The sequence below is a fragment of the Desulfobulbus alkaliphilus genome (assembly GCF_016918545.1).
Lineage (GTDB): Bacteria > Desulfobacterota > Desulfobulbia > Desulfobulbales > Desulfobulbaceae > Desulfobulbus > Desulfobulbus alkaliphilus.
Map to the genome: position 1 here is coordinate 79722 of NZ_JAFFQC010000011.1, position 18970 is coordinate 98691.

The window sequence follows — 18970 nt, forward strand, 5'->3', positions numbered from 1 at the left end:
CTATGGCTGAAATGGTCTGGGGCTGTATGCGATCTGTTCGAGAAACAGGCCGCAGGCCGGGGCGGTGAGGCCTGCCCGGGTGCGGTCCCGGGCGGCGAGGATCCCAGCCATGGCATTGGCAGCGGTTTTTTCCTGGCCGATGGTGATCAGTGTCCCGGCAAGAATCCGCACCATCTGGCGGAGGAATCCGTCCCCGGTCACCCTGATGGACCAGCACTCTTCCTGCCCCAGGTTGGGAAAACAGCGGGCGGCAAACAGGGTGCGAACCGCGCCGCGGCCGCTGAGTGCGTTTTTATCCCGTGAGCCGGCCCGTTCAAAACTGGAGAAATCGTGAGTGCCGGTGATGGTCTGCAGAGCCGAGTGCAACCGATGGGGATCAAAGGGGCCGGGAAAGTGCGCCCGATACTGCCGCTGGCATGGCGGCATTACCGCGCCGGTGAAAAAATCGTAGCGATAGGTTTTGGCAAGGGCACTGAAGCGGCTGTGAAAATCACTCGGGGCCGGCTCAGCGGCCAGGATACGAATGTCCCCGGGGAGCATGGAGTTGAGCCCCTTGAAAAAAGCGACCAGGGGAATGGTCGTGGCCGTGCGGAAATGAGCTACCATGCCCAGGGCATGGACACCGGTATCGGTTCGTCCGGCACCGTGCAGGGTAATCACTTGACCGCAGAGTGCGGTCAGCCTTTTTTCCAGTTCACCCTGGATGGTCCTGCCCTGCAACTGACGCTGCCAGCCCAGATAGTTGCCGCCGTCATAGGCGATCAGCAGCCGGATTACCCTGGACATCAGGGGAACAGAGCTGCCCCCATCAAGCCTGCGGTTTCCGGGAGATCGTGCATCAGATTCATGTTCTGCACCGCTTGACCGGAGGCTCCCTTGACGATATTATCGATGGCCGCCATGAGGATCAGGCGGCCGGAGCGTTCGTCTTTCTGCAGGGCCAGGTCACAGCAGTTGCAGCCGCGGACGTGCTGGGTCGCGGGCAAGGAACCCGCGGGCAGCACTCGGACAAAGGGCTCATCCGCATAAGCGGCCTCATACAAGGCCTGGATGTCGATATGGCCGGCTGTCGGAGTCAGAGTGGCATAGATGGTACTCAGGATACCTCTGGACTGCGGCAGCAGGTGGGGCGTGAAGGAAACAGTCACCGGCCTGCCGGCGGCGATAGAGAGTTCCTGCTCGATTTCCGGGATGTGACGGTGGTGGCCGCCGACCTTATACGGTCTGAATCCATCGGTGACTTCACAGAATAAGGTGCCTAAACTGGCGGCACGCCCGGCCCCCGAGGTTCCTGATTTGGCATCGATAATCAGCGTGGCCGGATCAATCAGTCCCTGGCGCAGTGCCGGAGCCAGGGCCAGGATCGCGGAGGTGGGATAGCAACCGGGATTGGCGGTTAATCGCGCTGTGCGGATCTGCTCCCGGTACAATTCCGGCAGGCCGTAGACGGCTTCGCCCAGCAGTTGGGGGCTGGTGTGTTCCTGATACCAGTTCTGATAGACAGCGGCATCACGGAGTCGGTAATCAGCGCTCAGGTCGACGACCTTTTTGCCGGCATCAAGCAGGCGCGGCACTATCTCCATGGCGGTTTTGTGGGGTACGGCAGTAAAAAAGAAGTCGGCCCGGGGAATCAGTTCATCCGGGCTCAGGTTCTCACAACGGATATCCACCCGTTTGCGCAGATTGGGAAAGACTTCGGCCAACGGCAAGCCAGCGTATTGCCGTGAGGTGGCTACAGTGATGCGAACATCTGGGTGGGTGGCCAGTAATCTTGCCAATTCGACGCCGGTGTACCCGGATGCGCCAACAATGCCGACGTGCAACATGGGGTGGCTCCTTGTTTATGCCTGTCCAGAAACGGCTCTTTTCCCCTGATTCTTTGTGGTACTGGCCGGTGTACTGCTCAGGATAATTGACCGGCGCACCTCAATGGAGGGTAACATATCGGGTTTCCAGATGGATACTCTCTCCCCGTAGGGGATAGGCTGAATAAAAAAGGGCATAACGATAATTCGTTATGCCCTGGATAGGGTACCGAAGCTGCCTGTAAGGACGATAGGCGACAGCCGCTGGTCCGGTTACATCGTTTATCGTTTGGAGAACTGGAAGCGGGCCCGAGCACCGCGCAGACCATATTTCTTTCGTTCTTTGGCCCGAGGATCACGGGTGAGCAGGCCGGCTCTTTTCAGCGGTATCCGCATTTCCGGGTTCAGTTCCTGCAAAGCTCTGGCAATGCCATGCACCACCGCCTCGGTCTGTGCCGATTTACCGCCGCCTTTCACGGACGCCCAGACGTCATATTTTTCGATGGTCTCGGTGACGGCGAAAGGCTTGGCTATTTTTGGTTCAAAGTAGATATTGCCGAAATACTCGTCCATCGGCATCTTGTTGATTTCGACGTTGCCGCTGCCGGGAGCAATCCAGACTCTGGCGATTGCTGTCTTCCGCCTGCCGGTGGCGTATGTCTTTTCCTGGGCCATATGCTCTGCTCCGTTATCAAATCTCGAAAGTTTCCGGTTTCTGCGCCTGATGGGGGTGGTCGGTGCCGGTATAAATTTTCAGCTTTTTCAGTTGGGCCCGGCCGAGCTTGTTCTTGGGCAACATGCCTTTCACGGCCATCCGAATCAATTCTTCAGGTTTTTTTTCCAGGTATTCCCGGGCGGTTCGGGTTTTGATGCCACCGGGGTATCCGGAATGCCGATGATAGAGTTTGTCGTCCCATTTGGTGCCGGTGAGGTGAATTTTTTCGGCATTGACCACGATGACGAAATCGCCGTTGTCCTGAAAATTACAGAAGGTCGGCTTATGCTTGCCGCGCAGGCGGCTGGCTATTTCGGTCGCGATGCGGCCAAGAACCTTGCCGTCGGCATCGGCTACCAACCATTTACGATCAATTTCTTTTATCGGCGTGTAGTAGGTCTTCATGCTCTGCGCCTCAGCATTTGAAAAAAAAAGGTTCGAACGGAGGTCCGAACCTTGAATGTATTTGGAGCGGGAAACGAGATTCGAACTCGCGACTTCAACCTTGGCAAGGTTGCACTCTACCACTGAGTTATTCCCGCTTGGTGGTTTTCCGTAACAGCCGGATTATTTACCAGGGACTACCAGGGTGTGTCAATACAAATTTTATTGTTTGCAGCCAATTTTCTGGTGGTTTTTTTCACCTTGGGGGATGAGGATGACGACAATCACACCAAGGTGACCGGGCCTGAAACCGTGAAGGTTCGTTCGTGCATCAGATCGATTGTCTGTGACCTTCGATTAATTAACACTTTATCAGACGGGTACGGGTAACGAGGAGCTGTAGGTTGGGAGGAGGCACGAACCCCAACACAACCCTATCCAGGATCCCTGCCGCCTCGTTGTCATTATCATCATCCATATTTTTACGGAGGAAAGCCGGGTGGGCCCGGCAGTATCGTGCCCAAGCGGTACCTCGGGCAACTTTTTTCATCGCCGATCCTGGAAGAGCTGATCAGGTGTTGAGTCCATTGGAAAAATTGACTACAGTCGCGATGAGTATATTTGCACTGAAAAGGGGGGCTATCGTCTCCACAGGGAGGATTCGAAAGCTTTTTTTATAGATTGTTTTTCACCGGGCCATGGAGCTGCCCAGGGGAGTAAGAAGATGATGGCTGAGGTTGCCAACCGGTCAGCATGTATAGAACGTAGGACCAGAGAAACCGATATTCGACTGACACTGCATGTGGATGGCACGGGAAGCGCTGTTGTCGACACAGGTGTCGGGTTCATGGATCACATGCTGACCCTGTTTACTGTCCACGGTTTTTTTGACCTCGAGGTGACCGCAACAGGCGACACGGAGGTCGACGATCATCACACGGTGGAGGATCTGGGCATTTGTCTGGGGATGGCCTTTGCTCAGGCATTAGCAGATAAATCGGGTATTTGCCGATATGCGCACGCCTATGTGCCCATGGATGAGACTCTGGCCCGGGTCTGTGTCGATTGCAGCAACCGGCCGTATCTTCACTATCATGTGCCGATGATTGAAGCGAAAATAGGCACCTTTGACACGCCGCTGACCAAGGAATTTCTTCGCGCTTTTTCGCTCCACGCCGGCCTGACGCTGCATGTCGACCTCCTTCATGGTGAGAATGGGCACCACATTATCGAGGCCGTGTTCAAGGCTCTTGGCCGGGCTGTCTCCGCTGCGGTTGCCACGCATCCAAAGGTCCAGGGGCAGCTGTCTTCAAAGGGCGTTTTGTAGGCGCTCGACTTTCCAGGAGACGTACGGTTCTGAAAAGACCGACAGAACCGTCAAGACAATCAACAGAGATCAGAGATTCATGAAAGGAGGAGCAGGGTGGCAGCACTTGTACGGATACAAAAAGGATGGATAACTGTGTGTTGTTTGCTCATTGTCGCAGGCTGTGCCCGGGTTGAGGAACCTGTTCCCTTCGCCCTCGACCCTGCTGTGGCCGTGACCTGTATCGCCGTGTTACCGGCACGAAGTGCTGTTGATTTTGATCATACCGTTTCCACTGCTGAAACAAGGACTTTGCAGGAAGGGGTGCAGATCCTCAATGTTCTCCTCAGAGAACAGTTGCAGGACACGGCGAATCTCGTTTTTCTCACCGAATCGCAGCTTGTTGCGATTGACGATCAAAGCGGCGTTGTTGATCATCCCTTTCTGAAAATTATTGCGCAAAAGACCGGTTGCAGCCTGGTGATGGAAACCATCCTGAGCAGATACAGGCACAGAATCGGTGGTCAATACGGCGCCCGGGAGCCGGCGGCAGTCACCTTTTCCTACAGACTCTACCATGCCGAAACCGGGCGGGTGCTTTGTCAGGGCCGCTTCGACGAACAGCAGCAGTCGGTCATGGAGAATCTGTTCTCTCTGAGCAAAGCGAGGAGTCGCGGGCTGACCTGGATTACCGCTGAAGAGTTGTTGCGCGAAGGAGTGCAGGAAAAACTGGAACGATGTCCTTATCTTGTCGGTAGGTAAACCAGGTTTTTCTGTTTCTGCGATCCATGCGTCTGCCACCAGAGGTCAACCGGCGCGTCGGTCGGGCCATGCACGATTATGCCATGCTCGATCATGGTGACCGGGTCCTTGTTGCTGTTTCCGGCGGGATGGACTCCCTGGTGCTTGCCTGCCTGCTCCTTGCCTGGCAGAGGAAAGCGCCGATCAAATACAGCCTGCATGTAGTCCATGTTGACATGGCTCCCGGGATCGAAACTCCTGGTGAGGCAGCCCGGGAGATTGCCGCTTGTCTGGCTGCGGTTGGTCTGCAGGTCCAAATACTTCCTGCCAGCTGGCGCCCGGACCGCTCGCAGCTCGAAGCGGCCGGGAGGGGAAAAGATCTCTGTTTTCAATGTGCCCGTTCCCGGCGCACCCAGCTGTTTGCCTGGGCGCGCCGATTCGACTGCAATAAAATCGCCTTTGGCCATCATCGCGACGATATCATCGAAACCTTTCTTCTTAATCTCACCTGTAGCGGGAATATCAGCACCATGGCGCCGCGGCAGGATCTCTTTTCCGGCCGACTGAGCTTGATTCGGCCCCTTGCCTACCTCGATAAACGGGAAATCGAAGCCCTCGGGACTGATCTGAAGCTGAAGCCTGTCTCCTCCTCCTGTCCCCTCGGGGAAAAGACCCGACGCCTGGAAATCCGACGCCTGGCCGAGGATATCTATCGACGGATTCCAGGGTCGAGGGAACAGATTTTTGCCGCTCTGGGGAATGTTCGCTCTCAGTACCTGCTCAAGCAGACAAAAGCCGGGGAGGGGCGAGATGGAAACCGGCAATGACTGTCTGGTCTGTTTTCTCCGTCAGGCCCTGACCACCGCCCGTCGCAGCACCAGTGACCCCCGACTGCACTGGCAGCTGACCGCCGAAGTGGGGGCCATGCTCTCCTCTTTTGATTCCCGCATTCCACCGCCGGAAAATGCCGTGCACTATTACCGGCTTATTGCCCGGCGAACAGGTCTGCGCGATCCCTATGCCGCTGAAAAACAGGAGAGCAATGCCTTTGCCCTGGCCCTCGAAGCCCAAACTAGAGAAGTAATCCGCGCGGAAGCCGATCCTCTGCGGGCAGCGGTTCAGTTTGCCATCAATGCCAATGTTCTCGATTACGGGGCTCAGCATCAGCTCGACCGGGACATGATACTCAACTCCTGCCGGCAGGCACCGGTTATCGATCATTTTTCCGCCCTGGCCCAGCAATTGGAGGGACGACCCGATATCCTCTATCTCGCCGACAACTGCGGCGAGATCGTTTTTGACAAGCTTTTGATCGAGCTGCTGCTTGCCCGGGGCTGCCGGGTGACCGTGGCTGTTCGGCAGGATCCCATCATCAATGATGCGACCCTTGATGATGCGGTCCTCTGCGGGTTGGACCGGCTCTGTCCGGTGATCACCAATGGCGCTGATGTCCCCGGAACACCTTTGTCCATGTGCAGTGACGAGTTCCGCCGCCATTTTGCTGCTGCTGATTGCATCATCAGTAAAGGCATGGGCAACTTCGAATGTCTTTCCGATGTTCCGGCACCGATTTTTTTTCTTTTTCTGGTCAAGTGCTCAACTGTGCGCGCCTACCTCCAGAACCGGTTGGACCGGACTGACCTGGATATCGGATCAGCGGTCCTGCTCAGCGGCAGGTTCTAAAGGGCTGGAGTGGTGGTGAACCGGCTGGCCATCGTTGCCGACATCCACGGCAATTTCCGGGCACTGCAGGCGGTACTGGCGGATATCGCCGTCATGAAGGTCGAGCTGATACTTTCCCTCGGTGATAACATCGGCTACGGACCCGAACCCGAGGAGGTGGTGCAGGCCCTCCGGCATCATCAGGTCGTTTCCGTGATGGGCAATCACGAACTGGGGTTGATCAGTCGGAGTTATTATCGCCGCCTGCATGGCACGGCCAGGGAATCGCTGGCTCTGACCCGCTCCCTGCTGAGCGCTGAATCCCTTGCCTGGCTCGAGGATCTGCCGACGGTGCACATCCGTGATGATGCCCGCTTTGTCCATGGCTGCCCGCCCGAGTCCATGACCGTGTATCTTTTTTCGCCCACGGAAAACCGCCTGCAGCGAGTGTTTGCCTCCTATCCGGAACGCTTCTGTTTTGTCGGCCATACCCATGTATTCGGCCTGTATGCGGAGCAAGGCGGCCGGGTGGACAGGCGGAAACTGACCGTGGGCAAGCTGCGCCTTGATCAGGAGTCCCGCTATCTTGTGCTTCCCGGCAGCGTTGGTCAGCCTCGGGACAACGTCAACCGCTACGCCAAATACCTGCTGTGGGATCGGGTTGAGAATCGTATCGAGATCCGCTCCCTGGCCTATGACGTCCAGGCGACGGTTCGGCTGCTTGCAGAGCGGCACTTTCCCGCGGTCAATGCCCGGAGGTTGTTATGAGAGGAGTGCGCGGAGCACGGGGATTATCCCCAAGTTATCTGTATTGTTCATTGGAGTTTTCATGAAACGGATCGGCAGGTATGAGGTCATCCGCCGTCTGGGCAAGGGCGGTATGGGCTCGGTGTACAAGGCCCTGACGCCTGTGATTGACAAGGTGGTGGCCATCAAGCTGCTGGATCCGGCTGAACTGCTGGAAGATGTGGTCGGTGCGGCTCGGTTGCGGGAGATCTTTACCTTCGAAGCCCGCACCATGGCCTCATTCAATCAACCCTTTCTGGTCACGGCCTATGACTTTGCTGAGGATCAGCAGGGGCGACCTTATTTCGTCATGGAGTATATCTGCAACAATCTCGGCGATATGATCGGTGAAACCTTTCGTATTGAAGAGGATTCCCGGGTCATCCGCGCCCCCAAGGTCCTTCACTATGGCAGGCAGATTCTCAAGGCCCTTGATTTTCTCCATCACAACGCCATCATCCATCGGGATATCAAACCGCAGAATATCCTGGTCACTGATGATGACAGGATCAAAATCTGTGATTTCGGCATGGCCCTGGTCAAGGGGATTGCCTTTTCCGGACCGGACAATATGCAGATCGGTTCACCATGCTACACCCCGCCGGAACAGCGCAAAAATCCTGGAGAAGTGGATGGCCGGGCTGACCTCTATTCAGCGGCGGTCCTGATGTATCGAATGCTCACCGGCAAGCTTCCAGGCATGCAGAGTTTTTCTCTTTCGCTGATCAATCCCCTCTATGATCAGGCCTGGGATGATTTTTTTGCCAGTGCCCTGCAGTGGCATCCCGCCGCCCGTTTTCAGACGGCGGGAGAAATGTTGGCTGCTCTGGAGCACCTTCGTCTCCGGGAGGGATGCGGCCTGCCAGGTCCTCCGGACAAATCTGGCCAGAACACCTCCGCGCCGTTACGGAGTGAACCGGCCAATGTCGGCGGCCGGCAAGCCCGTGCCCTGTTTGCCGTCAACGAACTGTATCGGCCGCTGCATCCGGTGTTCAATCAGCTGGAAGTCTCCGCGGCTGTGGTCTTTGACCGGGCTACAAATCTGGTCTGGCAACGACAGCCCAGCCGCTATCCGGTCACTTTTACCGAAGCCTTTGAATTGGTGGTTGGCTTGAATGAGAATACTTTCGGGGGGAGACGATTGTGGCGGCTGCCCACGGTCAACGAACTGCTGACCCTGCTGCCCGAGGGCGATTGTGAAATGTTTCCCCGCGTTGGCGGGCAGCCGCTGAAGTGGTTGTGGAGTTGCGATCGTCATGGCCGGCATGAAAGCTGGTACGTGAACATGGATATGGGGTTCTGTGGTGTTCAGGATATCAACTGTCTCAACCAGGTGTTGGCCGTTGCCCGTGCCGACTGCCCGCCCAAGGGTTGAACAAGGCCATCATGGAGGAACCTCCCATGGACTATCCCGTCTCGCACACTTTTCTTGTTCGTTCCCGGTCGAAAACGTTGGCGGGTCGTCATGTGCAACGCTACCTTGCCAGCAATCAACTCATCACCTACGCAGAATTTATTGTTCGTGAAGAGGAGATCCACAACGCCGTGGATGAGCGGTTCCAGGTCGATCTCGATCGCGGCCTGGCGGCCAACCGTGCCTTTGCTCAACTGATGCTGGACCATCTCAAAGAGGAAGGACTCATCCACCTAAATCAGTTGGTGGATCTCGAACAGGGCTATGCCACCAAGATTCTCCACACCCTGACCCATCTCCTGGATGGCTTCATCGGCATTGATTCTGCTTTTTACAACCTGGTGGAGGACTCCCATCGGGTCAGTGCAAAGCTCGCAGACGCCATTGCCGCCGAGCCTGAATTGTACTGGCTGGTCCCGGTCCGAACCGGCGAGGTAACCGTCTCGGTTCTGCATCGGGTGGATTGAGTTGAGAGAACAACAACCATGCATGTTGTTCCTGGAATCGGTCCGTGAACGACGGACCTTTACAAATGTCACCTGGAAAAACCATGCGTTTTGCCTTTATTAACTCTCTTCGGACCAGTCTGATTGTTCTCGTCCTGCTGGCGGTCCTGCCGGCACTGGCTATTGTTCTCTATACCGGATATGGTTTACGCAGCAGTGTGGTTGCCGATGCTGAACAGCATGCCCTACGCCAGGTGCAAGCCATGGCTGCCCACCACGAGCGGGTTGTCGAGAACGCCCGATTGCTGCTTATGACCCTGGCGAGAACGGTGGAGATCCGTCAGCTTGACGTAACGGCCTGCAAGGTTCTGCTCAGCGATGTGCTTACCGGTCATTCCGCATATGTTGCCCTCTCCTTGACCGATGTCCGGGGACGGGTGTTGATGTCGGTCCCTGTCGACGATTTTGCTGATATAAGCGACAAGCCCTATTTTCGCGCCGCCATGGATACCCTGATGTTTACCGTCGGAGAGTACACCCTGCTCGAAGATCAGCATCGGGTGATTGTCCAGTTCGCCCAGCCGGTCATTGACGGTGACGGTAATCCGGTGGGGATGCTGGTGGCTGCTTTTGACCTTAATTTTTTTGGCCAACTTTTTGCCGATAACCGGTTGCCGGAACACTCGGTTTTCACTCTCACCGATGCTTATGGCATTCGTCTCACCCGCTTTCCGGAAACAAAAAAACATACCTGGGTCGCGGATCTGCCCGCCATGGTGGCCCGTATGTCCGGTCAGGAAGAGGAGGGCACTTTTCTGGAAACAGGTGTGGACGGTATCAGCCGGCTGTACGGTTTCAAACGGCTTCATTTTCAGGGCGCCACCTTTCCCTATCTGATGATTCGACTGGGGATCCCAGTGGATCAGGCCCTGGCCGGGGCCCGGCAGGTGATTGTTCGCAATATCGCTTTCCTTGTCCTGGCGGCAATTCTTGCTCTGATCACTGCCCGATTGGTGGGCGAATACTTTATTATGCGCCCTTTGGGAATATTGACGACCGCCGCTAACCGTTTGGAAACCGGGGACCTGAGTGTACGAACCGGGATGTCCGCGGAGGACGGGGAATTAGGGCAGGTGTCCGCGGCTTTTGACAGCATGGCCGAGGGGTTGGAACGTAAGGAACAGGAGCGGTGTCTGGCCGAGGCAGAGATCCTTCGCTTGAACCAGGAGCTTGAAGTGCGGGTGGAGCAGCGCACCGAACAGCTGGCTGCTGCCAATCGGGAGTTGGAGGCCGCCCTGAGTGATCTGCGTCGGACCCAGAGTCAACTGGTCCTTTCGGAAAAACTGGCGGCGCTGGGAGAACTGGTGGCCGGTGTGGCCCATGAAATCAACACTCCCGTGGGGGTGGCCCTCTCCGCCAGTTCCGCTCTGGCTGAAAAAAATCGGAAGCTTGCCGATCTCTTTGCCCGGGGTGAGATGAAACGTTCCAATCTGACTGCCCATATTGAAGATTTGCGGGAAGGCATGGAGATGATTCTGGTCAATTTGAACCGGGCTTCCGAATTGATTCGCAGTTTCAAGATGGTGGCTGCCGACCAGGTTTCCGAAACCCGCAGGTTTTTCAATGTCAAAAAATATATCGACGAAATTCTTCTCAGTCTGCGGCCAAAACTCAAAAAGACCAGGCACCGGGTCAAGGTTCTCTGTGACGACAATCTGGATATTGAAAGCTATCCAGGAGCCTTCTCTCAGATTTTCACTAATTTAATCATCAATTCCTTGACTCATGCCTTTGATGCGGAGCAGGAGGGGGAAATCCGCATTGAAGTACGTCGCCAAAACAATTCCTTGCACCTGCTGTACAGCGATAACGGCAAGGGGATGGAATCTGAGGTGTTGAACAGAGCTTTTGAGCCGTTTTTTACCACAGCTCGGGGCCAGGGCTCCACGGGCCTGGGGATGCATATTGTGTTCAATATTGTTACGAGTACCCTGGGGGGTGAGATACGGTGCGAAAGTGCCCCTGGCCTGGGGACAAAATATGAAGTGATCATACCCAATCTTGCAAGATGACTATGGCTGATTTTGATGAAATACTGTTCAAGGACGAAACATCGGAAAAGAACGGTGCGGCAACGGAGAACAACGCGCCGTGGAAAATTCTCATAGTTGACGACGAATCCGATGTGCACAGTGTTACCACTTATATGATCAAGGATTTGGAGTATATGGGAAGGAACCTGGCCTTTTACCATGCCTACAGCGGTGAGGAGGCTCAGCAGATCCTGGCTCGGCATCCAGATATGGCGGTGATTCTCCTTGATGTGGTGATGGAGACCGATGATAGCGGCCTTCGGCTGGTTCAGTTTATCCGTGAGGAGTTGGAAAACCACACGGTGCGGATAGTTCTGCGCACCGGCCAGCCCGGTAAGGCTCCGGCCGCTCGGGTTATCGTCGATTACGATATCAACGATTATAAGGAGAAGACCGAACTGACCCTGGAAAAGATGATGGTCACCATCATCGCAGCTCTGCGCAGTTACAGTTTCATTACCACCATAGAAACCAATCGCAAGGGATTGAGGAAGATTATCGAGGCCTCTTCAGATATTTTTGAACGTCAGTCGCTGCAGAAACTGGGTGACGGTGTTTTGAACCAGCTCACGGCTATTCTCAAATTCAAGGAAGATCTCAATACCAACGGCGCCTCGGGGTTTACCGCCACGGGCGCTGAGGGCCAGTCGGTGGTGCTGGCCGCCACCGGTGCTTTTCAGAAATATGTTGATCGGCCAATTGACGAGGTGGATTCGCTATTGATCCAGACAGCTCTGGATCAGGCTCGGACTCAGCCGCACGGATTTTATTGTCAGGGATCCAGGTGTGCCTGGTATTTCAAAAGTCATACCGGGCCGGAGAATTTTCTTTATTATGAAATTGCCAAGGAACTCAGCGACGATGACTACGATCTGCTGGAACTATTTTTTGCCAATGTCTCCCTGGCCTTTGACAACCTGTTTCTCAATAAAGGCATCGAGGAAACCCAGAAAGAGATTATCTTTCATATTGCCGAGACCATGGAGTGCCGTTCCGCTGGAACCGGCAGTCATGTCCGCCGGGTGTCGGAATATGCGCGTCTGCTGGCGATCAGGTACGGGCTTGACGAAGAAGAGGCGGACATGCTCAAACTTGCCTCTACCCCTCATGACCTGGGCAAGATCGGCATGCCGGATTCTATTCTCAATAAGCCAGGGCCCTTGACTCCCGAAGAATACGAGACGATCAAGTCCCATGTGTATCGGGGGCATGACCTGCTGATGCATTCAGCGAATCCGATCATTCAGGCAGCTGCCCGGATTATTCTGCTTCATCATGAGCGCTGGGATGGGACGGGTTATCCTCAGGGGCTCAAAGGGGAAGAAATTCATATCCATGGCCGGATCATCGGGGTGGCTGATGTGTTCGACGCCTTGTCCAACAAGCGAGTTTACCATGAAGCCTGGTCCTGGGAGAAGGTTTTCGCCTATTTTCGTGAGGAACGCGGCAAGCATTTCGATCCCAAACTCGTCGATATCCTGCTTGAAAACAAGGAGGAATTTCAGGATATCTGGGCACGGTACAATTCCATAGGCTTGCAGTTTCCTTGATAGATCGGTGAGTTGTCGCACCCATTTTTCAAAAAACCGGCTGATGAACCATTATGTTTCAACCGGTTTTTTAGTTGGGTTTTGTGTCTTACCCCACCCGCTGCATCAAACTATTCGTATCCCTTTCGGTCACAACCGGGGATCCGTAAGGGTGGGCACAGCAGTATCGTGCCCACGCGGAACCTCTGTGATGACGGTTGAGTAATTTGTACAAATCGCTACGGTTGCGTTGCGCCACAAGGGCGACCTGGAAAACATCACCCTGGGTGGTGCGTTGGAAATCGGCCGCGGGAACGATTCCGCGTGGGCAAACGATACAGCCGTTTGCCCACCGCCTGATTACAGCAAGATATACCCAAAACAAAAGTCCAGCCGTCACGGCTACAGGGAAAGAAGACCTACCCCAGACCACGAATACGGTTGACGAAGCAGGACATGAGGTCCAGGGTCAGCTCGGGAAATTCCAGATGCGGTGCATGTCCGCAGTCTTCCATCATGATCGGCGTTGCCCTCCCTGCTGTCCCTGCCACAATAGCTTCGACCTGGGCAGGGGTGCCATAATGATCGTCACGGCCTTGCAAGGCCAGCAGCGGCACCTGGATGGCAGGAAGCAGGTATTCGATATTCCAGAAAGAAAACCATGGCTGCAGCCAGGTCGCCGACCAGGCGGTGAACAGATCCACGGTTTTATCTCCGTGGTGCTGATGCAATTTCGTCTGAGTTTCCCGGGAAAAAGTGTCCGCGGCACCGCGAATACCCTCAAGCGTCACCGGTTCGACAAAGACATGGGCTGCCTCGGTGATGATGCCGCGCAGGTTGGCCGGCTGTTCCGCACCGAGAATGAGGCTGATGGAACCGCCATCGGAGTGGCCGATGAGAATAAAAGGGTGGTCGGGGATCAGGGCAGAGAGGACTCGAGGTAGTTCCCAAAGCGCTGCCTCATGCAGGTAGTGGATTGTGCGCTTGCTCCGCAGCGATGTTGAACGACCGTGGCCGATCCGATCGTATACCAGCCCGGGACAGCTGGTTTTGCGGCAGAGTTGTTCCGGGAAGTTGCGCCACTGGGCGACGCTCCCCAGACCCTCGTGGAGAAAAATCAGCCAGGGGTGATCCGGTCGTCCCTGGTACAGTTCGTAATAAAGATGATAATCATCATCGATTTTGAGCGTGCTCATTTCACTCCCCTTGCAACTCTCCATGTTTGCATTTGTTGCCATCCCAAGCCGATAATAACTGCCAGTACGCCCCCCAGAGTGTCCGCCACCACATCGGCCCAGCTGGGGAAGCGTCCGGGGATAAAAGACTGATGGAACTCGTCGGCGATTCCATGGAGCAGGCAGAACAGGACCACGACAACTCCTGCCCGAGCAGGGTATTGTTGCCGCCAGGCAGGTGGCAGTGCATAAAGGGCGGTCAACCCCAGCACAGTGTACACCAGCAGGTGCAGGAGTTTGTCGATGTGGGCGATTCGGGGCAGGGAAAAACTGTCGCCGGGCTGGTGCGACTGGTAGAAGATCATCGCCATGACCAGAAGCAACGGTATGGGACGATACCAGTTTCTGCGCAGAGAATACATGGTTGCAACAGTTTAGTTGATCAGTCTGTCCCGGCACCATGTGCCAGGGAGTGTAATCGTTGACCAGCGCATGATTCGCAGACGATCAGGCTACCGTCCATCCAATCACTCCAGCTCTTCAGCCTGCGTATCCACATAGGCACTGCTGGCAAAAGGTACATGGTTCCTGTGTCCAGCTCATAGCGTCTTTTCCTTGCACCGGGTGAACATCCACCCTGCGATGAGCAGAGATCGTCATCAGTTGTTGTTTCGAGGCAGCCGTCTCGGTTACCCGGGAACATGAACCCGATCGAGCATGGCGGCGGGATAGCGCTTACGGATACGGCGCATGGCGTTACGGATCCGCAGGCCAGGGGCATCGTCCAGGTGCATCTCGCTTTTGTCGGTATACGAAGTCAGCAGCAACCGGCGATCGGCAACGGTGAATGTGTGGCTGTAGGTGAGTTCGATGGTCTCGGAATTTTCATCGATATCCACTTCCAGGGCTTCACTTTCCCGGGCAACCTGGAGAGCATCGGAATCGGTCATTTCCAGTAACCAGGCATCGCCCTTGGTGGTGCTGAAAAAGAGAAAGACTCCGAGTTCATGGAAGAGTTCTTTTTTAACCGATGCCGCCTGCTGGATTTTTTCAATCTCGGCCAGCAGCGAAATCTTCAAACCCTTGGCCTGATCGGCGACTGGTTGTTGCAACCCAGCGGCGTAGAGGCAGCAGTGTTTGTGTTTTTTCCCCGAACCGCAGGGACAGGGTTGATTTCTGCCGATTTTTGCCATGGTTACTCTTCCTCGATGTCATCTCAAGCAACAGGGCGTATGCCTGCCTGTTGCAGTCTGAATGGATATTATTACCCCGGAATACCAAAACTGATCAACCAAAAAACCTGGACCCATGAGCGTTCGCCCCATAACGCGCACGGATTCAGGGGGTGATTTTTAAAGATTTCGGAGCTAGTATAATACGATGACAGCAAAATGAAACCCAAACAAGCGGCCAGCGGTCACGGATTCAGGCTGGTGTCAATCCTGGCCAGGTGATTTCGAAAATTACTTGTTGGCCGCCAGAAGACCAGCCATATCCTTGGCGAAATAGGTCAGAATGATGTCGGCCCCGGCCCGGCGGATGGCGATGAGGGTTTCGGCCATAACCCGCTCCCCGTCGATCCAACCCTTTTCGGCGGCTGCCTTGATCATGGCATACTCGCCGCTCACCTGGTAGGCGGCCACCGGGAGGTCGAATTCGTCGTGCAGGCGGCTGATGATATCCAGATAGGCCAGAGCCGGTTTCACCATGAGAATGTCCGCTCCTTCTTCCACATCCAGGGTCGCCTCCCGCAGGGCCTCTCTGCTGTTGGCCGGATCCATCTGATAACTGCGGCGGTCTCCGAACTGGGGAGCGCAGTCGGCGGCATCGCGAAACGGCCCGTAAAAGGCGGATGCGTATTTGACCGCATAGGACATGATCGGCACCATGTGGTACGAATTTTCATCAAGAGCGGTGCGGATTTCGCTCACCCGTCCGTCCATCATGTCGGAAGGAGCCACCATGTCGGCACCGGCCTTGGCATGGGACAGGGCGGTTTGAGCCAGCAATTCCAGGGTGGCGTCGTTATCCACTTCCTGGCCGGCCAGACAGCCGCAATGACCGTGATCGGTATATTCGCACAGGCAGACATCGGTCACCACGGTCATGTCCGGGATCTTGTTTTTCAGTTCACGGATAGCCTGCTGAATAATGCCGTTGCCGGCATAGGCACCGGAGCCGAGACCGTCCTTTTTATCGGGGAGGCCAAAGAGAATGACCGAGCGGACACCGGCAGCCAGGCAGTCCTTGGCCTCTCTGGCCAGTTGATCCACGGAGAGCCGGAAAACTCCGGGCATGGAAGGGACCTCTTCCCGAACGTCCTTTCCGGGACGGACAAAAAGAGGATAGATCATCTGTTCCGGCATCAATCTGGTTTCACGGATCATGGCGCGGAAGGTTTCGTTCTGTCGCATTCTACGGGGACGATATTCTGGAAAAACCATGGGGTGCCTCAGGGAAAATGTGGTTGGAAAACCTTGCATCGATTGGGATCCGGCCGCAGGTTTCAGGCCGGGCAGACCTGTTCGTGTATCCGGTGAAGATGGAGATTCACTGTCCAGTGGCACCAGAAGCCGATAACCCGAAGGCGGCGGGTGAAAGGTATTATCAAGGATTCAGCTGCAATTATAAGCTGATGACAGTAAAACAAAACGCAAACAATTGTCCAGCCGTCACGGATTCAGGGATAATCCAAGGTCAGGGATCAATTACTTGACCACGATGCCCAGAGCTTTGACCTTTTTATGCAGATGGCTGCGTTCCATACCGATCTGCTCAGCTGTTTTCGAGACATTGCCATCGTTTTCCCGGAGTCTGGCCAGGAGATATTCGCTCTCAAATTGACGCCGGGCCTCCTTGAAGGACAGCAGTCGGTAATCACTGTCTGCAACAGGCGCAGGGGGAGGCTGGAGGGGGGCATTGCCAAGGAAGAGCGCAACATCAGCTGCCTCGATGTGATCGCCGCCGGTCATGATGACCAGGCGTTCGACCAGGTTGCGCAACTCACGGACATTGCCGGGCCAGGAGTGGCGCTGAAGCAGATAAAGGGCCTCATCGGTGAATTTTTTTCGGCCAAGTCCCTTTCTGCTGAACTGGTTGCTGAAATCCTCGACCAGCAACGGAATATCTTCGCGCCGGTCGAGCAAATCCGGAACCATGATGGGAACAACGTTCAACCGGTAAAAGAGGTCGGCCCGAAAAGTCCCTTTGTCGATTTCTTCGTCCAGGTCCTTATTGGTGGCCGCCAGCACCCGGACATCAACTTCGATGGTGCGGCTGCCACCGACCCGCTCAAATTTCTGTTCCTGGAGGATGCGCAGGACCTTGGCCTGACTTTTGAGGCTCATGTCACCGATTTCGTCGAGGAACAGGGTGGATCCATTCGCCTGGTCGAATTTGCCCTTCTTGTTTTCCGTGGCCCCGGTAAACGAACCCTTGACATGGCCGAACAGTTCCGATTCGATCAGTTCTTCGGGAATTGCGGCGCAGTTGACGGCGATCATCGGCTGTTTACATCGTGCTGAATATCGATGGATGGTCTGGGCTACCAGTTCCTTGCCGGTGCCGTGACCACCGCGGATAAGGACCCAGGCATCGGTGGGAGCGACACGTTCGATCTGCTCCCGAAGCCTGAGAACCGCGGGACTGTTCCCGGTGATGGAGTTTTCGCTTGGGCTGCTTTCGCGCAACAGGCGGTTTTCCCGTTTCAGCCGGGCCAACTGGATCCCTTTGTTTACTGACAGGATAACCTTATCGTAGGAAAGTGGTTTCTCAAGGAAGTCATAGGCACCGTTGCGGGTGGCCTGGACCGCGGTTTCGATGGTGCCGTGACCGGAGATCATGATCACCGGCAGATCGAATCGTTTTTTAATCAGACGCAGGGCTTCAAGACCATCCATGCCCGGCATCCAGATGTCGAGGAGGATGAGGCTGATATCCTTTTCCTCGAGCACATGCAGCCCTTCTTCAGCGGAAGAGGCGGTGAGCGAAGCGAACCCTTCGTCGGCGAGAATACCCGAGAGGGCCTCACAGATCGCGCTTTCATCGTCGATAATCAGGATGGTGTTGGTCATGGTTGCAAGCGGGTAAACACACGGATTGCCGGTTACTGCAATTCGAATTCAAAGGTACTAACAACGCGAATTATTTTAACCGGTGTGCTGGTTGCGCTGTACGGGGATGATTCGTTGTTGCCGTCGCTGCCGAAAATCTGGATGCTTCCTTGATTAGCGGAGCGGATCCTGCCGACCCGGGTGCCTGCATCGTCGGCAAACTGCTGGGCGGTGAAGCGGGCGTTACGGGTGGCATCGGCCAGAAGTTCGGGTCGCAGGGCGTTGAAGGTCGAAACAATGTATCTGGGATTGGCGCTGCCTTCTTCCTGGTCAAGAAGGACGCCCAGGGTCAGCAGTTCCTCCGTCGCTTCCAGTGCCGCGGTGATACGGTCGACCTCGGTGGATGCCACGGCCAGGGAGGCGGTGACCAGGTAGCGAAAACCTTCCTGGCCGGGGCTGACATACTCTCTGGCCAGCTTGTCGATGGTTCGAGTGGGCAGACGCCGTATTTCTTCATTACTGAAGCCCTGTCTGGAAAGAAACTCCATGACAGCCTCCCGGTCAGCACTGATTTGCGTGTGGACCTCCCGGATACTGTCACCTGCCCGGCGGAAACGTAAAGTCCAGATGGCTCGATCCGACTTGACCTCCCGTTCCACCAGGCCCTTGACAATAACGCTGCGCGAATCCGAGCGGAACCGCTCCAGGCCCTTGCCGACCCAGTAGCCGGCCAGAGCGAGGCCCAGACAGAGAAAAAGCCCAAGGACAACGGCAGCGCCAAGGGACTTGTTTTCAGTGATTTTCATGGTTCTCGGCTGTGGGTGTCGGTGAGGTTATTGGCAATCGGTTGTCCATTGGATAC

19 protein-coding genes and 1 tRNA gene are annotated in these 18970 nt (G+C 55.5%); 9 read left to right on the forward strand and 11 right to left on the reverse strand.

The window, feature by feature from the left end; translation table 11 throughout:
• From truA to JWG43_RS07805, 5 genes are all read right to left on the reverse strand, one after another.
• Complete coding sequence (gene truA, locus JWG43_RS07785) at nucleotides 1-786, reverse strand: tRNA pseudouridine(38-40) synthase TruA (RefSeq protein ID WP_205242342.1); 786 nt, start codon at nucleotides 784-786, stop codon at nucleotides 1-3.
• Nucleotides 786-1826: an N-acetyl-gamma-glutamyl-phosphate reductase gene (argC, locus tag JWG43_RS07790; RefSeq protein WP_205242343.1), complete on the reverse strand. Its 1041-nt coding sequence runs from the start codon at nucleotides 1824-1826 to the stop codon at nucleotides 786-788. The genes truA and argC overlap by 1 nt, the downstream gene beginning before the upstream one ends.
• Before the next feature lie 261 nt (nucleotides 1827-2087).
• Nucleotides 2088-2480, reverse strand: a complete 393-nt coding sequence (gene rpsI / locus JWG43_RS07795; RefSeq protein ID WP_205242344.1) for a 30S ribosomal protein S9 — start codon at nucleotides 2478-2480, stop codon at nucleotides 2088-2090.
• A 16-nt stretch (nucleotides 2481-2496) separates the two neighbouring features.
• Complete coding sequence (gene rplM, locus JWG43_RS07800) at nucleotides 2497-2925, reverse strand: 50S ribosomal protein L13 (RefSeq protein ID WP_205242345.1); 429 nt, start codon at nucleotides 2923-2925, stop codon at nucleotides 2497-2499.
• A gap of 62 nt (nucleotides 2926-2987) precedes the next feature.
• A tRNA-Gly gene (locus tag JWG43_RS07805) sits at nucleotides 2988-3062 on the reverse strand.
• A 569-nt stretch (nucleotides 3063-3631) separates the two neighbouring features.
• On the opposite strand from JWG43_RS07805, the gene hisB reads away from it, so the two are divergent.
• The 9 genes from hisB (at nucleotide 3632) to JWG43_RS07850 (ending at nucleotide 12902) form a co-directional block, all read left to right on the forward strand.
• Entirely contained in the window at nucleotides 3632-4231 is a 600-nt protein-coding gene (gene hisB, locus JWG43_RS07810; protein WP_205242373.1) for an imidazoleglycerol-phosphate dehydratase HisB, read from the forward strand.
• A gap of 96 nt (nucleotides 4232-4327) precedes the next feature.
• Complete coding sequence (locus tag JWG43_RS07815; protein WP_205242346.1) at nucleotides 4328-4972, forward strand: hypothetical protein; 645 nt, start codon at nucleotides 4328-4330, stop codon at nucleotides 4970-4972.
• Nucleotides 4973-4998: 26 nt separating this feature from the next.
• Nucleotides 4999-5778, forward strand: coding sequence for a tRNA lysidine(34) synthetase (locus JWG43_RS07820; protein ID WP_205242347.1), 780 nt, complete (start codon nucleotides 4999-5001; stop codon nucleotides 5776-5778).
• Nucleotides 5762-6634: a damage-control phosphatase ARMT1 family protein gene (locus JWG43_RS07825; RefSeq protein ID WP_205242348.1), complete on the forward strand. Its 873-nt coding sequence runs from the start codon at nucleotides 5762-5764 to the stop codon at nucleotides 6632-6634. Before JWG43_RS07820 ends, JWG43_RS07825 begins: the two co-directional genes overlap by 17 nt.
• Nucleotides 6635-6649: 15 nt before the next feature.
• On the forward strand, nucleotides 6650-7381 hold the full coding sequence (locus JWG43_RS07830; protein WP_205242349.1) for a metallophosphoesterase: 732 nt from the start codon (nucleotides 6650-6652) through the stop codon (nucleotides 7379-7381).
• 61 nt (nucleotides 7382-7442) lie between these two features.
• On the forward strand, nucleotides 7443-8774 hold the full coding sequence (locus JWG43_RS07835; RefSeq protein WP_205242350.1) for a protein kinase domain-containing protein: 1332 nt from the start codon (nucleotides 7443-7445) through the stop codon (nucleotides 8772-8774).
• 26 nt (nucleotides 8775-8800) lie between these two features.
• Nucleotides 8801-9280: a hypothetical protein gene (locus JWG43_RS07840; protein WP_205242351.1), complete on the forward strand. Its 480-nt coding sequence runs from the start codon at nucleotides 8801-8803 to the stop codon at nucleotides 9278-9280.
• Between the two features lie 83 nt (nucleotides 9281-9363).
• Nucleotides 9364-11331: a sensor histidine kinase gene (locus JWG43_RS07845; protein ID WP_205242352.1), complete on the forward strand. Its 1968-nt coding sequence runs from the start codon at nucleotides 9364-9366 to the stop codon at nucleotides 11329-11331.
• A 2-nt stretch (nucleotides 11332-11333) separates the two neighbouring features.
• A complete protein-coding gene (locus JWG43_RS07850; protein ID WP_205242353.1) occupies nucleotides 11334-12902 on the forward strand; it encodes a DUF3369 domain-containing protein in 1569 nt (522 codons plus the stop codon).
• A gap of 398 nt (nucleotides 12903-13300) precedes the next feature.
• On the opposite strand, the gene JWG43_RS07855 is transcribed toward JWG43_RS07850, so the two are convergent.
• From JWG43_RS07855 to JWG43_RS07880, 6 genes are all read right to left on the reverse strand, one after another.
• The gene (locus tag JWG43_RS07855) at nucleotides 13301-14077 is read right to left on the reverse strand and encodes an alpha/beta fold hydrolase (protein WP_205242354.1); all 777 of its coding nucleotides are present in this window, start codon (nucleotides 14075-14077) and stop codon (nucleotides 13301-13303) included.
• Nucleotides 14074-14478 (reverse strand): VanZ family protein, encoded by a 405-nt coding sequence (locus JWG43_RS07860; RefSeq protein ID WP_205242355.1) that lies wholly within the window; start codon nucleotides 14476-14478, stop codon nucleotides 14074-14076. The genes JWG43_RS07855 and JWG43_RS07860 overlap by 4 nt, the downstream gene beginning before the upstream one ends.
• A 267-nt stretch (nucleotides 14479-14745) precedes the next feature.
• Nucleotides 14746-15249 (reverse strand): SEC-C metal-binding domain-containing protein, encoded by a 504-nt coding sequence (locus JWG43_RS07865; protein WP_205242356.1) that lies wholly within the window; start codon nucleotides 15247-15249, stop codon nucleotides 14746-14748.
• Nucleotides 15250-15519: 270 nt separating this feature from the next.
• On the reverse strand, nucleotides 15520-16500 hold the full coding sequence (hemB, locus tag JWG43_RS07870) for a porphobilinogen synthase (RefSeq protein ID WP_205242357.1): 981 nt from the start codon (nucleotides 16498-16500) through the stop codon (nucleotides 15520-15522).
• Between the two features lie 264 nt (nucleotides 16501-16764).
• Entirely contained in the window at nucleotides 16765-18129 is a 1365-nt protein-coding gene (locus JWG43_RS07875) for a sigma-54-dependent transcriptional regulator (RefSeq protein ID WP_205242358.1), read from the reverse strand.
• A gap of 32 nt (nucleotides 18130-18161) precedes the next feature.
• On the reverse strand, nucleotides 18162-18914 hold the full coding sequence (locus JWG43_RS07880; protein ID WP_205242359.1) for an SIMPL domain-containing protein: 753 nt from the start codon (nucleotides 18912-18914) through the stop codon (nucleotides 18162-18164).
• Nucleotides 18915-18970 lie beyond the last annotated feature (56 nt).

What these genes read in the sequence shown, in the direction of transcription:
- JWG43_RS07880 (WP_205242359.1), bottom strand. Translation starts at nt 18,914, where the DNA reads ATGAAAATCACTGAAAACAAGTCCCTTGGCGCTGCCGTTGTCCTTGGG.
- JWG43_RS07825 (WP_205242348.1), top strand. Translation starts at nt 5,762, where the DNA reads ATGGAAACCGGCAATGACTGTCTGGTCTGTTTTCTCCGTCAGGCCCTG.
- JWG43_RS07865 (WP_205242356.1), bottom strand. Translation starts at nt 15,249, where the DNA reads ATGGCAAAAATCGGCAGAAATCAACCCTGTCCCTGCGGTTCGGGGAAA.
- JWG43_RS07855 (WP_205242354.1), bottom strand. Translation starts at nt 14,077, where the DNA reads ATGAGCACGCTCAAAATCGATGATGATTATCATCTTTATTACGAACTG.
- hemB (WP_205242357.1), bottom strand. Translation starts at nt 16,500, where the DNA reads ATGGTTTTTCCAGAATATCGTCCCCGTAGAATGCGACAGAACGAAACC.
- rplM (WP_205242345.1), bottom strand. Translation starts at nt 2,925, where the DNA reads ATGAAGACCTACTACACGCCGATAAAAGAAATTGATCGTAAATGGTTG.
- hisB (WP_205242373.1), top strand. Translation starts at nt 3,632, where the DNA reads ATGGCTGAGGTTGCCAACCGGTCAGCATGTATAGAACGTAGGACCAGA.
- JWG43_RS07820 (WP_205242347.1), top strand. Translation starts at nt 4,999, where the DNA reads ATGCGTCTGCCACCAGAGGTCAACCGGCGCGTCGGTCGGGCCATGCAC.
- JWG43_RS07875 (WP_205242358.1), bottom strand. Translation starts at nt 18,129, where the DNA reads ATGACCAACACCATCCTGATTATCGACGATGAAAGCGCGATCTGTGAG.
- JWG43_RS07850 (WP_205242353.1), top strand. Translation starts at nt 11,334, where the DNA reads ATGGCTGATTTTGATGAAATACTGTTCAAGGACGAAACATCGGAAAAG.
- JWG43_RS07835 (WP_205242350.1), top strand. Translation starts at nt 7,443, where the DNA reads ATGAAACGGATCGGCAGGTATGAGGTCATCCGCCGTCTGGGCAAGGGC.
- truA (WP_205242342.1), bottom strand. Translation starts at nt 786, where the DNA reads ATGTCCAGGGTAATCCGGCTGCTGATCGCCTATGACGGCGGCAACTAT.
- rpsI (WP_205242344.1), bottom strand. Translation starts at nt 2,480, where the DNA reads ATGGCCCAGGAAAAGACATACGCCACCGGCAGGCGGAAGACAGCAATC.
- JWG43_RS07845 (WP_205242352.1), top strand. Translation starts at nt 9,364, where the DNA reads ATGCGTTTTGCCTTTATTAACTCTCTTCGGACCAGTCTGATTGTTCTC.
- JWG43_RS07840 (WP_205242351.1), top strand. Translation starts at nt 8,801, where the DNA reads ATGGACTATCCCGTCTCGCACACTTTTCTTGTTCGTTCCCGGTCGAAA.
- argC (WP_205242343.1), bottom strand. Translation starts at nt 1,826, where the DNA reads ATGTTGCACGTCGGCATTGTTGGCGCATCCGGGTACACCGGCGTCGAA.
- JWG43_RS07860 (WP_205242355.1), bottom strand. Translation starts at nt 14,478, where the DNA reads ATGTATTCTCTGCGCAGAAACTGGTATCGTCCCATACCGTTGCTTCTG.